The sequence below is a fragment of the Gallibacterium genomosp. 1 genome, from assembly GCF_000771875.1.
In the GTDB taxonomy this organism is placed as follows: domain Bacteria; phylum Pseudomonadota; class Gammaproteobacteria; order Enterobacterales; family Pasteurellaceae; genus Gallibacterium.
The window spans coordinates 1-13,179 of sequence record NZ_JPXX01000001.1 but is presented as its reverse complement, the minus strand read 5'-3'; the positions used below and the strand labels follow the sequence as shown (position 1 = coordinate 13,179).

13 protein-coding genes are annotated in these 13,179 nt (G+C 36.1%); 6 read left to right on the top strand and 7 right to left on the bottom strand.

Features of this window, described 5'->3' with window-relative positions; all coding sequences use genetic code 11:
* The first annotated feature begins 92 nt into the window (after positions 1-92).
* Together JP36_RS00065 and ilvN are read left to right on the top strand one after the other, a co-directional pair.
* The gene (locus JP36_RS00065) at positions 93-1,811 is read left to right on the top strand and encodes an acetolactate synthase 3 large subunit (RefSeq protein WP_039132855.1); all 1,719 of its coding nucleotides are present in this window, start codon (positions 93-95) and stop codon (positions 1,809-1,811) included.
* Positions 1,811-2,308 (top strand): acetolactate synthase small subunit, encoded by a 498-nt coding sequence (gene ilvN, locus JP36_RS00060; protein WP_021461667.1) that lies wholly within the window; start codon positions 1,811-1,813, stop codon positions 2,306-2,308. The genes JP36_RS00065 and ilvN overlap by 1 nt, the downstream gene beginning before the upstream one ends.
* An 84-nt stretch (positions 2,309-2,392) precedes the next feature.
* On the opposite strand, the gene JP36_RS00055 is transcribed toward ilvN, so the two are convergent.
* Both JP36_RS00055 and JP36_RS11465 read right to left on the bottom strand, forming a co-directional pair.
* Positions 2,393-2,632: a helix-turn-helix domain-containing protein gene (locus JP36_RS00055; protein ID WP_039170701.1), complete on the bottom strand. Its 240-nt coding sequence runs from the start codon at positions 2,630-2,632 to the stop codon at positions 2,393-2,395.
* A 5-nt stretch (positions 2,633-2,637) separates the two neighbouring features.
* Positions 2,638-2,904, bottom strand: a complete 267-nt coding sequence (locus JP36_RS11465) for a hypothetical protein (RefSeq protein ID WP_039170697.1) — start codon at positions 2,902-2,904, stop codon at positions 2,638-2,640.
* A gap of 79 nt (positions 2,905-2,983) precedes the next feature.
* Here JP36_RS11465 and JP36_RS00045 point away from each other — a divergent pair, with 79 nt between their 5' ends.
* Entirely contained in the window at positions 2,984-3,301 is a 318-nt protein-coding gene (locus tag JP36_RS00045) for a hypothetical protein (RefSeq protein ID WP_039170694.1), read from the top strand.
* 203 nt (positions 3,302-3,504) lie between these two features.
* Here the strand turns inward: JP36_RS00045 and JP36_RS00040 are convergent, their stop codons facing one another.
* The 4 genes from JP36_RS00040 to erpA form a co-directional block, all read right to left on the bottom strand.
* On the bottom strand, positions 3,505-4,869 hold the full coding sequence (locus JP36_RS00040; RefSeq protein WP_039170692.1) for an L-serine ammonia-lyase: 1,365 nt from the start codon (positions 4,867-4,869) through the stop codon (positions 3,505-3,507).
* 91 nt (positions 4,870-4,960) lie between these two features.
* The gene (locus JP36_RS00035; RefSeq protein ID WP_039170690.1) at positions 4,961-6,253 is read right to left on the bottom strand and encodes an HAAAP family serine/threonine permease; all 1,293 of its coding nucleotides are present in this window, start codon (positions 6,251-6,253) and stop codon (positions 4,961-4,963) included.
* Positions 6,254-6,440: 187 nt separating this feature from the next.
* Positions 6,441-6,815: a YacL family protein gene (locus JP36_RS00030; protein ID WP_039170689.1), complete on the bottom strand. Its 375-nt coding sequence runs from the start codon at positions 6,813-6,815 to the stop codon at positions 6,441-6,443.
* A gap of 52 nt (positions 6,816-6,867) precedes the next feature.
* A complete protein-coding gene (erpA, locus tag JP36_RS00025; RefSeq protein WP_013744856.1) occupies positions 6,868-7,212 on the bottom strand; it encodes an iron-sulfur cluster insertion protein ErpA in 345 nt (114 codons plus the stop codon).
* A 198-nt stretch (positions 7,213-7,410) separates the two neighbouring features.
* Between erpA and map the strand changes: the two genes are divergently transcribed.
* A complete protein-coding gene (gene map / locus JP36_RS00020) occupies positions 7,411-8,208 on the top strand; it encodes a type I methionyl aminopeptidase (protein ID WP_039170687.1) in 798 nt (265 codons plus the stop codon).
* 102 nt (positions 8,209-8,310) lie between these two features.
* On the top strand, positions 8,311-10,941 hold the full coding sequence (gene glnD, locus JP36_RS00015; protein ID WP_039170685.1) for a bifunctional uridylyltransferase/uridylyl-removing protein GlnD: 2,631 nt from the start codon (positions 8,311-8,313) through the stop codon (positions 10,939-10,941).
* A gap of 33 nt (positions 10,942-10,974) precedes the next feature.
* On the opposite strand, the gene sixA is transcribed toward glnD, so the two are convergent.
* Positions 10,975-11,433, bottom strand: a complete 459-nt coding sequence (gene sixA, locus JP36_RS00010; RefSeq protein ID WP_039170683.1) for a phosphohistidine phosphatase SixA — start codon at positions 11,431-11,433, stop codon at positions 10,975-10,977.
* A 182-nt stretch (positions 11,434-11,615) separates the two neighbouring features.
* Here sixA and pyk point away from each other — a divergent pair, with 182 nt between their 5' ends.
* Entirely contained in the window at positions 11,616-13,055 is a 1,440-nt protein-coding gene (gene pyk / locus JP36_RS00005) for a pyruvate kinase (protein ID WP_039170679.1), read from the top strand.
* Positions 13,056-13,179: the final 124 nt, after the last annotated feature.

The following is a 13,179-nucleotide window of genomic DNA, read 5'->3' as shown; positions in this document are numbered from 1 at the left end:
TCATTTGTCGATATGTGTTGCTATAGACAAAGTTAAAAATATGCAGTAAAACTAAATCACAACATCAATAAAACAAGAAAATGGAGAAGGATATGAAAAAATTATCTGGTGCGGAAATGGTCGTTCAATCATTACGAGATCAGGGTGTGGAATATTTATTTGGTTATCCCGGTGGTTCGGTGCTAGATATTTATGATGCTATTCATCAACTTGGCGGTATTGAACATATTTTAGTACGTCACGAGCAGGGGGCAGTCCATATGGCAGACGGTTATGCACGTTCAACAGGCAAAGTTGGTTGTGTTTTAATCACTTCTGGTCCTGGAGCAACGAATACTATTACGGGAATTGCTACAGCCTATATGGATTCTGTTCCATTGGTAGTGCTATCCGGTCAGGTAATGGGGAATTTAATCGGTAGTGATGCATTCCAAGAGTGTGATATGGTCGGTATTTCTAGACCAGTCGTGAAACATAGCTTTTTAGTGAAGAAAGCAGAAGATATTCCTTATATTATGAAAAAAGCATTTTATATTGCTTCAACTGGTAGGCCTGGCCCAGTTGTTATTGATTTACCAAAAGATGTGCTTAATCCGGCAGTCAAATATAATTACAGTTATCCGGAAGAGGTACACTTGCGTTCCTATAATCCAACTTTACAAGGACATAAAGGACAAATTAAGAAAGCACTTAAAGCTATTCAAATTGCCAAGCGTCCTGTTTTGTTTATTGGTGGTGGCGTGATCACTTCAAATTGTGCTGAAGAAGTAACCCAATTTGCTCATAATTTAAACCTTCCTGTGACTGCATCTTTAATGGGATTAGGTGGTTTCCCAGGTGATGATAAACAATTCCTTGGAATGCTTGGTATGCACGGGACATATGAAGCAAATAATGCAATGCATCAGAGTGATCTAATTATTGGTATCGGAGTACGTTTTGATGACCGAACTACCAATAACTTGGCAAAATATTGTCCTTATGCTCAAGTGATTCATATTGATATTGATCCAACTTCAATTTCAAAAAATGTTATTGCTAATATTCCAATTGTAGGTGATGCGAAAACGGTATTAGATGAATTTTTAACTTTGTTGACAGAAGAGGATATTGCAAAAGCACAACAATGGTTATCTGATTGGTGGCAACAAATTGAACAATGGCGAGAAAAACATTGCTTAAATTATGAAAAAAATAGTGAAGTAATTAAACCGCAGCAGGTTATTGAAACACTTTATAAATTAACTAAAGGAGAGGCTTATATTGCTTCAGATGTAGGGCAACATCAAATGTTTGCAGCATTGCATTATCCTTTTGCTAAACCGCGTCGTTGGATCAATTCAGGAGGATTGGGAACAATGGGCTTTGGTTTGCCGGCAGCATTAGGAGTGAAATTGGCGCATCCTGAAGCAAGCGTTGTCTGTGTGACCGGTGATGGCAGTATTCAAATGAATATTCAAGAACTTTCAACGGCAAAACAGTACGGAATACCAATAGTGATTGTTAGTTTAAATAACCGTTTCTTGGGAATGGTAAAACAGTGGCAAGATATTATTTATGCCGGACGTCATTCACAATCCTATATGGATTCATTACCGGATTTTGTTAAATTGGCTGAGGCTTATGGACATATCGGAATGCGAATTGAACATCCTGACGAATTGGAAACGAAATTAGCGGAAGCATTGGCAATTAAGGATAAAGTGGTCTTTGTCGATATTCGTGTTGATGAAACAGAACACGTTTATCCGATGCAAATGCGTGGTGGTGCAATGAATGAAATGTATTTAAGCAAAACGGAGAGATCATAATGCGTAGAATTTTATCAGTATTATTAGAAAATGAGTCAGGTGCGTTATCTCGTGTAGTTGGATTGTTCTCACAACGTGCTTTTAATATCGAAAGTTTAACCGTTGCGCCGACAGATGATCCGACACTTTCCCGTATGACGATTGAAGCTTATGGCGATGAACAGGTGTTGGAACAGATTGAAAAGCAATTACATAAATTAATCGATGTCTATCGCGTAATTAATCTAAGTGATGTCGAGCACGTGGAGAGAGAAGTATTGCTGATTAAAGTTAAAGCTCAAGGACAGGTGAGAGAAGAGGTAAAACGGATGGCAGATATTTATCGTGGACAGATTGTCGACGTTACGCCAAAAACTTATACCGTTCAGTTAAATGGTGATAGTGAAAAATTGAACGCTTTTATTAAAGCCTTAAAAGAGGAAACTTCCGTCATTGAAATTGTACGTTCCGGTTTAATTACGCTTTCGCGTGGCGAGAAAAATTGTCTACTATTGTAAAATACCTCAAGAAGAAAAATGTCGAGTATAATTAAAACTCGACATTTTTTATTCCTCTTTTTCTTCCTTCGCCGATAGAATTTGCTATTGCAGTTGTGCCAACACTTCAGTTGGTTCTAATTCCAGAGCAATACAATATTGAATAAATTCAACAATATCCAAACGTCTGTCGCCGGTTTCAATCTTTCCTATCAGCGAATAAATAACACCGAGCCTGTCGGATAAAACCCGTTGCGATAAACCTAATGTTTTACGTTTTTTAATAAAAAGTTCACGTAAAAACACCTGTTCCTGAGAATAAATAGATGATCTTAATTTTTCCATTGCACCTATTTTAGGTTCGCTAATGAACCTGTTTTAGGTGCAAAATCAAAAATTAGGAGGAAATATGACTGATGCACTATCGCAAAAAACAAAGACTGGGTAACTGCGGCAATTATTGCCTGTATTTTTGCCGTTTTAGGCATTCTCTTTTTGGGAATGGTGTTTGTTCCTTTAGCTGCCATTATTGCGATAATCGGCACTATTTTTGCGATAAAAAGTAGAAATACGAAAGGGATATGTCTAAATATCCTAGCGTGGGTTTTAGTTTTCATTGGCTTAATCACTTCGCCGATGTTATTGGCATTGATCGGATTGGGCGGCGCAGGATTGCAATAGTAAGGAGGAAGAATAATGCGTAAATGTTATTCTTTTTTTTCTATTTTAGTATTAAGTGGCTGTGGTATGGTCGGCAATACAGTGATTTCTGATGCTTCACTACAAAGCAAAGCGGCTTTTGCACTCAATACAACGGCAGATAAGGTAACAATCAGTCATCGTCAAGCGGGTTTAGATGATATTCGCTTTACTGCCAATATCGGGAAAAAACAGTATCAATGTTATATTACAACGGTTGCCGGAGTAATTTCTTCTGATGCTGTTTGTTCCAGAACAACAGGAAATAAAAAACGCTCTTGTAATGCGTTAGAAAAAGCGGCAAATCGCTGCTGATACGGCATAAAGGATTGAATAAATAAATTCGATCCTTTCAATAAATGTCTAATTCTATTATTGCTATTATCGTCAATCAGTTTCGTTATCCGAACTTCTCAATTTTTTCTTTTAATTAATCACCTTATCTGCTGTTTTTTATTGATAAATCAGCTGATAAAAAAAGGGAAACGGTGATGTTTCCCTTTTTTCAGTTTTAGCAATTAATCACAAATCACTTTAACTGCTAAACCACCTTGAGAAGTTTCTCGATATTTGGCATTCATATCTTTGCCCGTTTCATACATTGTTTCTATTACTTTATCTAATGTTACTCGTGGCTGTGTGTTACGACGTAACGCCATTCTGCTGGCATTTATTGCTTTTACGGAAGCAATTGCATTACGCTCAATACAAGGTACTTGTACCTGACCACCGACCGGATCACAGGTTAGTCCAAGGTTATGTTCCATTGCAATTTCCGCTGCCATACAGACTTGTTCCGGTGTCCCACCTAAAATCTCTGTTAAGCCGGCTGCCGCCATTGAACAAGCAACACCAACCTCACCTTGGCATCCTACTTCAGCCCCCGAAATTGAAGCATTCATTTTATAAAGTGAACCGATAGCACTGGTTGTTAATAAATAACAATCACGCACTTCATCACTAATTGGTGCAATAAATTTTTGATAATAGGCAAGTACTGCAGGTACAATACCGCAAGCACCATTCGTTGGTGCTGTAACAACACGACCGCCAGCAGCATTTTCCTCATTTACCGCTAAAGCATACATATTAATCCAGTCAATCACTTTCATTGGGTCATTTGATAATGAATTATTAGCTTCCAATAAGCGACGTAATCCAGCAGCACGGCGTGGTACTTTTAATGGACCGGGCAATAAACCATCTGTATGTAATCCGTGTTGGATACATTCCTGCATTGTTTGCCAAACTTTGGCAAGATGTGCCTCTAATTCCGTTTTTCTATGTAATGCTAATTCATTACGTAACATAATGCCGGAAATAGCTAGTCCGTTTTCTTGGCAGTGATGAATTAAATCGGCAGCACTTTGATAAGGGAAGGGGACTTGTTGCTCAGAAGATTGTTCTTGGTGAAAATGTGCTTCATCAACAATAAAGCCACCGCCAATAGAGTAATATGTATTGCTGTAAAGGCATTCATCTTGATGATAGGCACTGATTGTCATACCATTTTCATGCAATGGCAAAAAAGTAGAATGAAATTGCATATCTTGATAAAAATCAAAAGCAATTTCGTGCTGGCCTAATGCCAGTGGAAACCGTTTTTGTTTTTTAATCTGATCAATAAAGAGAGGAATGTGATCAATATCCACATTATCAGGCAAATATCCTGCTAAACCGAGAATAATGGCTATGTCAGTATTATGTCCGCGACCGGTCATAGAAAGCGAACCATAGACATCAATATGCAACCGGGTAACTTGCTCTAATTGCTGTTGTTTTACTAAATGATCAATAAATTCTTTACCGGCTTTCATTGGACCGACAGTATGAGAACTTGATGGCCCTATGCCGATTTTATACATATCAAACACACTAATCATAATACGCTCTAATTTTTTATTATTCTGATAAATATAGCCTTAGGTCATTAACCTAAGGCAAAGGATGCAAATTTTAATGAAAAAGTGAGAACTATGCCACGAGATTATAGATAATATTTGAAATAGCGATTAATCCCATCACTACCACAAAAACATTACTTAATTTACCACTGTAACGCTTCATTGCCGGAATATGTTTAATCGCATACATCGGCATAATGAATAAAATCATTGCAATAATAGGACCACCTAGAGATTCAATTAAACCTAATATACTTGGATTGATAATAGCTACACCCCACAATGACAATAAGAAAAAGAGTGCTGAAATAAGGTTCAAACGGCGATGATTAATATTGGTGGAATGTTGATTCTCTCCTTTCATTTTGAGAAATAGCCCCTGTAAACCCTCTCTTGCTCCCATATAATGACCGAAAAACGAACTGGTAATTGCTAAAAAAGCAACCAAAGGTCCAAGATAGGAGATATAAGGATTATCAAATTTATTGGCAAGGAAAGAAAGAATCGCAATATTTTGTTCTTTGGCTAATAGTAAATCTTCCGGAGTCAATGTTAAAACACAACTAAAAACAAAGAACATTACAAAAACTAATAAAATGGTAGCTGTGCCTTTTAATGTCTTGCTAGCGTGTTGTTCTGTAGTAATGAAAGATTTATATTGACGCTGTTGTGAAAGAACAAAGGAAGAAATGGCTGGAGAGTGATTAAATGAAAAAACCAATACTGGAATGGTAATCCATAACGTTAACAAAAATTGCTTACCACTAGGTATTTCTTGCAACATACTGGTGTTCCATTCCGGAATAAGATAGATTGATAAAGCAAAAAGAATAAATACAAGAGGATAAACCAACCATTCGGTGACTTTCAATACTACTTTTTCACCTAATAAGAAAATACCGATTAGGCTGCCGATCAAAATCAATGAAAGTAAAACTCTTGATGGTGAAGCCATTCCTAATTGATTTACTATAAATGAATCAACCGTATTGGTAATGCCATTACCATAAATTAGAAGAATAGGGAAAATTGCAAAGAAATAGAGGAGGGTGATTAATTTGCCAGCCGTTTTACCAAAATGTTCCTCCACTACTTCAGTTATATCACTGCCCGGCTTACTAGAAGATAGAACAAATCGAGCTAGTCCACGATGAGCAAAATAAGTCATTGGTCCAACTATTATTGTCATAATAACTAATGGCCAAAAGCCACCTGCACCGGCATTAATAGGTAAAAATAAGACGCCTGCGCCTACAGCAGTACCGAATAAATTTAAAACCCACGCCAGATCAAATTTATTCCAAATATGGGATTTTGGACAAGATTGTTCTATTGAGGAATTTAAAGTTTGCTCATTTAACATACACACACCTTAATTTATTAATTGATTAATAATAATTTTTTCGGCGCTATAATAGATAAGGTGTTTTTTGAATTCAAAACTTAATAAAAAAAATGTTCAAGAATGTGATCCACTTCGAAAAAAACGTTTCGATGAATTACATTTTTGAAACATTGTGTTGATAAATCAATCAGATAATGATTAAAAATTACTCTTTGGCAAATTGTTGATATTCAGATAAAAAGTGTTCAAAATCCTCCAATCCACAAATCGCCATATTTTCTTCATCATAAAATTGAAGATCATCTTCTAAAATTTCATCGGAATTTTCTTCTGAAAAGAGAATATTGGCTTTAACCATCACTTCATCGTGATTAATATGGACGGAAAATTCTTTGCCCGGAATAATTTTGTCGATGCCGTAAGGAGTGGAATGACACGCTTTTATTACTGCCATTAATTCAGCAATTTTTTTCAAATCACCACGAATTTCACTGTTTGCCCAACGTGCAACCGCTTCGTGTTCCATTGAACAACTGACATTAATTGTATTGCGATCAATGCGATAGAATTGAAATTCCATTTTATGCCCCCTTAATAAGAAAAGAAGGCTATGCTCTGATAGCCTTTTTAAATTAGATGCTGAAAGATGAACCGCAACCACAGGTTGTTGTCGCATTTGGATTATCAACAACAAAACGTGAACCTTCCAATCCTTCAGTATAATCTACTGTTCCCCCAATTAAGTATTGTAAGCTCATTGGGTCAACCACCAAAGTCACGCCTGAATTTTCAATAGTAAGATCGCCTTCATTCACATTTTCATCAAAAGTAAATCCATATTGGAAACCGCTGCAACCGCCACCGGTAATATAAACACGTAATTTGAGATTTGGATTATCTTCGCCTTCAATTAAAAATTTTACTTTACGTGCTGCCGCATCGGTAAAAGTTAGCGGAATGGAAACATCATCACTCATTCTTGAACTCCTCATTGTTTTTTCATCATATAGTTACAAACTAAATAGTTATGATGAAGTGTAAATTATCTTAATAGTATGGCTATTATCTAATAACCTAGTAAATCGTTCAACAATTTCATTGAAAGGTTATTGATAACGTTGAAATAATGGTATTATAGCCATCGAAAAATTAAGAGTTTCAAATTGGAGAAAAAAATGACAATTCCATTAAGGACAGCAGAAGAAATCGAAAAATTGCGTATAGCCTGTAAGCTCGCTTCAGACGTATTAGTAATGATCGAACCCTATGTTAAAGCAGGTGTTACTACTGGCGAATTGGATCGTATTTGTCACGATTATATGATAAATGAGCAAAAAGTGATTCCAGCCTGTTTAAATTATCACGGTTTTCCAAAATCAGTATGTATTTCAATTAATGAGGTAGTATGTCACGGTATTCCGAATGATGAAAAGAAATTAAAAGATGGTGATATTCTCAATATTGATGTAACTGTGATTAAAGATGGTTATTTCGGTGATAATTCTAAAATGTATATGGTTGGCGAACCACCGATTCGTAGTAAAAAGTTATGCGAAGTTACTCAACAATCACTCTATTTAGCATTGCGTACTGTTAAACCGGGTATTCGTTTAAACGAAATTGGTCGTGTTATTCAACAATATGTAGAAAAACAGGGATTTTCTGTAGTTCGCGAATATTGCGGTCATGGTATTGGCACTGAGTTTCACAGTGATCCACAAGTTTTACATTATTATGCCGATGACGGTGGAGTGATTTTACAACCTGGAATGGTATTTACGATTGAACCGATGGTCAATGCTGGTAGAAAAGAGATTCGTTTGATGAGTGATGGTTGGACTGTCAAAACCAAAGATCGCAGCCATTCCGCACAGTATGAACATCAAATTGTCGTTACGGAAAATGGTTGTGAAGTGATGACCATTCGTGATGAGGAATTAAATGATATTCAAAGGATAATGATAAATAATTAAAAAAATTATAAAAAAAGCGACTATTTTTTAAAAATAGTCGCTTTTTTGTTGAAAAAATAATATTGTTATAAATATAACAAATGATTTTTATACAGGAATCTTATGCAAAAGCTATTATTTACTCAAGATTTAACCAAAATACCCTTTACTCCCGCCAATGTTCGTCGATTCTTTACTGATTTAAAAGCGGCTGAAACGGAAAATTTTAGCCAAAATATTGATATTTATCATTTGATTAAACAGCGTAGTGACTTTTGTGATCAACTATTACTGATGTTATGGCATCATTTTCAGCTGGATTGTTATCCTGAATTGGTACTCATTGCTGTAGGTGGTTATGGGAGAAGAGAAATCTTCCCCCTATCAGACTTAGATTTTTTGATTTTATCTTCTCAAAACTTGAATAATCAGCAAGAGCAGCAGATAGCCAGTTTCGTACAGTTTCTTTGGGATTGTCATTTTGAGGTTGGTCATAGTATTCGTACTTTGTCGCAGTGTTTGGAAGAAGGGCGGAGCGACATCAGTATTGCGACTAATTTATTAGAATCACGATTTTTAATAGGAAATAAACTTCTATTCGAACAATTAATGCAACACATTTATCAGGATGATTTTTGGTCAATGCGTGATTTTTTTACGGCAAAAGTAGCGGAAAAAAATGAACGTTATCAACGTTATCATAATACAGCATATAATTTGGAACCTGATCTTAAATATAGCCCAGGCGGACTACGTGATTTGCATTTACTTTATTGGGTAGCGTGGCGGCACTTCAAAGCGAAAAACCTAGATGATTTACTTCATTTAGGTTTTATTTATCCAGAAGAGCATCAAGTATTATTTGATTGTCAAACATTTCTATTTAAACTTCGTTATGCTTTGCACTTAGTAATTAAACGTTATGATAATCGTTTATTATTTGAACGACAGTTAAAAATTAGTGAAATGCTGGGCTATCAAGGTGTTGGTAATCAGGCAGTAGAAACAATGATGAAAGCTTATTTTCGCAATTCACAACAAATTATGCAGTTAAGTGAAGTGTTAATGCAGGATTATCAAGAGCAGTTTTTATGCCCAAGCTGTACAAAATCGGTAGAAAAAATTGCCATCAGCCCTGCCTTTTATTTAGTCAATAATAGCATTCAGTTACAATGTCACGATATGTTTCAATCCAAGCCTGAAACAATGATAGAGCTTTTTTTACAGCTCTGTCATTATCCACAAAGTTATATCCATTCCAGTACATTGCGGCAATTGCGTCTTGCATTATTGAACTACAAAGGCTATTTAAGTGAGTTACCGCAGGCAAGAACCTATTTTATTCAGATTCTACAACAGCCACATTGTATTACCAGAGCATTCGCACTGATGCACCGTTATGGCGTATTGAAAGCTTATTTACGGGAATGGAAGCATATTGTAGGTTTAATGCAATTTGATCTGTTTCATTCTTATACTGTTGATGAACACACCGTTCGCTTATTACTTAAATTGGAAAATTTTGCTAACGAAACGAGTGTTGAGTCATATCCTTTATGCCACAAAATATTTTTAACCTTAACAAAACGTCCACAACTTTATCTGGCTGCCCTATTTCACGATATCGCTAAGGGGCGTTCCGGAGATCATACAGAATTGGGAGCTATTGATATGTATGATTTTGCGATTAAGCATAATTTTAGTGAGCAAGATGCAGAGTTTATGGCGTGGTTGGTATTATCACATCTACAAATGTCAATTGTTGCACAAAGAAGAGATATTCACGATCCAGCGGAAATTAGTCATTTTGCTAAAATTGTTAATAATAAAACACGATTGGATTATCTACTTTGTTTAACGGTAGCGGATATTTGTGCAACTAATGAAACTCTGTGGAATAGTTGGAAGAAAACATTATTAACAACGCTTTATCATTACACTAGACAGCAGTTAGAACAAGGCATTTCCGTACCTCTAAATTATAGTATTCAAATCTTGCAGAATAGAATTAAAGCACTTGATATAATGCAACCGATGCTGGAAAAATATCAAATTAAAGTGAATGATGTGAATCAATTATGGCAACGTTGTCCTCAAGAATATTTTTTACGCAATACTTCAAAACAGCTAGCGTGGCACGCAGAGCATCTTTGCCAAATTGAAGATTTAAGCAATGAAATTGTGGTTTTAGTGAGTAGCCGATTTTCACGTGGCGCAACAGAAATTTTCATTTATTGCGCTGATCAACCACAACTGTTTAATAAAGTGGTGAGAACATTGGATGCAAAAAATTTAAGTATTCATGATGCACAGATTATCACTGCAAAAAGTGGAGAAGTATTCGATAGTTTTATTGTTACAGAAAACGATGGTAGTGCATTACGCAAACCAAGAAGAGATGAAATTGCTCAGGTTTTAAAAGCGGTATTAAAAGGCGAAAAGCGTGTGCCAACTGCGGCTGCACGTCGAAGCAGTAAATTACAACACTTTAGTGTACCACTTGAAATACGTTTCTTAAATATTGAAAAAATTGAGCAGACCGAGTTGGAATTAATTACTAAGGATAGTGCAGGATTGCTTGCGATTATCAGTGATATTTTTACACAACAGCAATTAATACTATCCAATGCCAAAATTACAACAAATGGAGAAAGGGTAGAAGATTTCTTTATTCTCACCAATGAAAAAGGCGTTGCTTTGTCTGTAGAGGAGAGAAGACTATTACAGCTAAAATTAGAAGCTGGACTTAATTAATATTAATGATGGGTAATAAACCCATCATTTTGACTAAATATCCGGTTGTTTAATTTGCAACAAAACGCCTTTCCCATTATTGTAGGCAATCTCAACTAGAGTAGCAGTATGAAAAGCAATTGGTTGAGTAATACCTAAAGCTTGTACAATTTCATCAACTAATGGTAAATGAGAAATAATCAATACATTTTTTATGCCATCTTTAGCTAACATATCTAAATAATCTGCAACTACATAAGCATTACCGTAAGGTGTTAAATTATCCCAACATTCACTATGTTCTATAATTTTTAATGCACTACAAATTTGTTTATGTGTTTGTTGTGCGCGGAGATATGGACTAACCAACATAAAATCCGGCATCCACCCTTGTTGCAGTAACCATTTCCCCTGTTGTTTCGCCTGTTCTTCACCCCGGGTAGTTAAGGGGCGTTCTTTATCGCTGGTGGCATAAAAACTAGCTTCTCCGTGACGCATAATAAATATATGCATAAATTTCCTACCTATATCAAGTGATTAAGAAAAATTTACTTAGCCTGATCTCGCATTACACAGAAAATCAGCGTATAATGCACGACCGTTTTATTATAGGTGTTTGACAAAAAAAGCACCATTCCTCAATAAATTAGTTTTTTATATTTTTTAAGTAATGTTGTTATCTTATGGAGCAATTCATGTCTAGAAGACTAAGAAGAACGAAAATTGTTACAACCTTAGGTCCGGCGACTGATAAAGGTAATAATTTAGAAAAAATTATTGCTGCCGGAGCAAATGTGGTGCGAATGAACTTTTCTCATGGTACTGCAGAAGATCATATTAACCGTGCCGCAAAAGTACGTGAAGTTGCGAAAAAATTGGGAAAACAGGTTGCCATTCTTGGTGATTTACAAGGACCAAAAATTCGAGTTTCTACTTTTAAAGATGGTAAAATCTTTCTAAATGTTGGTGATAAATTTGTACTGGATGCTGAATTACCGAGAGGTGAGGGTACTCAGGAATCTGTTGGCTTAGATTATAAAAATTTACCGAAAGATGTTGTCCCAGGCGATATTTTATTATTGGATGATGGGCGAGTTCAGTTGAAGGTTTTATCAACTGAAGGCGAAAAAGTGTATACTGAAGTAACTGTAGGTGGGCCTCTTTCTAATAATAAAGGCATCAATAAATTAGGTGGTGGATTATCTGCAGATGCACTAACCGAAAAAGATAAAGCGGATATTTTAACTGCTGCAAAAATTGGTGTGGACTATCTAGCAGTTTCATTCCCTCGCTCTGGAGAAGATATTGAATATGCACGTAAATTAGCAATTGAAGCGGGATTAAATGCAAAAATTGTAGCAAAGGTAGAGCGTGCAGAAACAGTTGCAACAGCAGAATCAATTGATGATATTATCAAAGCTTCAGATGTTATTATGGTTGCTCGTGGTGACTTAGGGGTTGAAATTGGTGATCCTGAATTAGTAGGCGTACAGAAAAAATTAATTCGCCGTTCTCGTCAATTAAATAAAGTGGTTATTACTGCGACTCAAATGATGGAATCAATGATCAGTAATCCTATGCCGACTCGTGCAGAAGTAATGGACGTTGCTAATGCAGTATTGGATGGAACCGATGCAGTAATGCTGTCTGCAGAAACAGCAGCTGGGCAATACCCATCAGAAACCGTTGCAGCAATGGCTAAGGTATGCCTAGGCGCAGAAAAAATGCCAAGTATTAATGTTTCTCGTCATCGTATGGACGTTGAATTTGGTTCAATTGAAGAAGCAGTTGCTATGTCTGCAATGTACGCAGCGAATCATATGAAAGGAACCGCTGCCATTATTGCAATGACTAGTACAGGACGTACTGCACGTTTAATGTCACGTATTAGTTCCGGCTTACCTATTTTTGCACTTTCCCGTAATCAAAGTGCATTAAATCTTTGTGCATTATATCGTGGTGTAGTGCCGGTTTATTTTGAAGAGATGAGCCGTACTGTTGAAGGTGCACGAATAGCAATAAAATTATTAAAAGAAAAAGGTTATTTAGTGTCTGGTGATCTAGTATTATTAACACAAGGGGATGAATTCGTTTCTGGCGGCACCAACACTTGCCGTACTCTGGTTGTAGACTAATTTTTTAATAAAAACTTCAAACAATTAATCTGTATCCCATAAGCTGGAATCATTCTAACATAAAGGGATACGGATTTTTTGGCATAGTAGACAAAATTGTTGCTAAAAAGTGGCTTAAAGCCTT

What these genes read in the sequence shown, in the direction of transcription:
- JP36_RS00055 (WP_039170701.1), bottom strand. Translation starts at nt 2,632, where the DNA reads ATGGAAAAATTAAGATCATCTATTTATTCTCAGGAACAGGTGTTTTTA.
- sixA (WP_039170683.1), bottom strand. Translation starts at nt 11,433, where the DNA reads ATGCATATATTTATTATGCGTCACGGAGAAGCTAGTTTTTATGCCACC.
- JP36_RS00045 (WP_039170694.1), top strand. Translation starts at nt 2,984, where the DNA reads ATGCGTAAATGTTATTCTTTTTTTTCTATTTTAGTATTAAGTGGCTGT.
- JP36_RS11465 (WP_039170697.1), bottom strand. Translation starts at nt 2,904, where the DNA reads ATGAAAACTAAAACCCACGCTAGGATATTTAGACATATCCCTTTCGTA.
- glnD (WP_039170685.1), top strand. Translation starts at nt 8,311, where the DNA reads ATGCAAAAGCTATTATTTACTCAAGATTTAACCAAAATACCCTTTACT.
- pyk (WP_039170679.1), top strand. Translation starts at nt 11,616, where the DNA reads ATGTCTAGAAGACTAAGAAGAACGAAAATTGTTACAACCTTAGGTCCG.
- erpA (WP_013744856.1), bottom strand. Translation starts at nt 7,212, where the DNA reads ATGAGTGATGATGTTTCCATTCCGCTAACTTTTACCGATGCGGCAGCA.
- ilvN (WP_021461667.1), top strand. Translation starts at nt 1,811, where the DNA reads ATGCGTAGAATTTTATCAGTATTATTAGAAAATGAGTCAGGTGCGTTA.
- map (WP_039170687.1), top strand. Translation starts at nt 7,411, where the DNA reads ATGACAATTCCATTAAGGACAGCAGAAGAAATCGAAAAATTGCGTATA.
- JP36_RS00035 (WP_039170690.1), bottom strand. Translation starts at nt 6,253, where the DNA reads ATGTTAAATGAGCAAACTTTAAATTCCTCAATAGAACAATCTTGTCCA.
- JP36_RS00065 (WP_039132855.1), top strand. Translation starts at nt 93, where the DNA reads ATGAAAAAATTATCTGGTGCGGAAATGGTCGTTCAATCATTACGAGAT.
- JP36_RS00040 (WP_039170692.1), bottom strand. Translation starts at nt 4,869, where the DNA reads ATGATTAGTGTGTTTGATATGTATAAAATCGGCATAGGGCCATCAAGT.
- JP36_RS00030 (WP_039170689.1), bottom strand. Translation starts at nt 6,815, where the DNA reads ATGGAATTTCAATTCTATCGCATTGATCGCAATACAATTAATGTCAGT.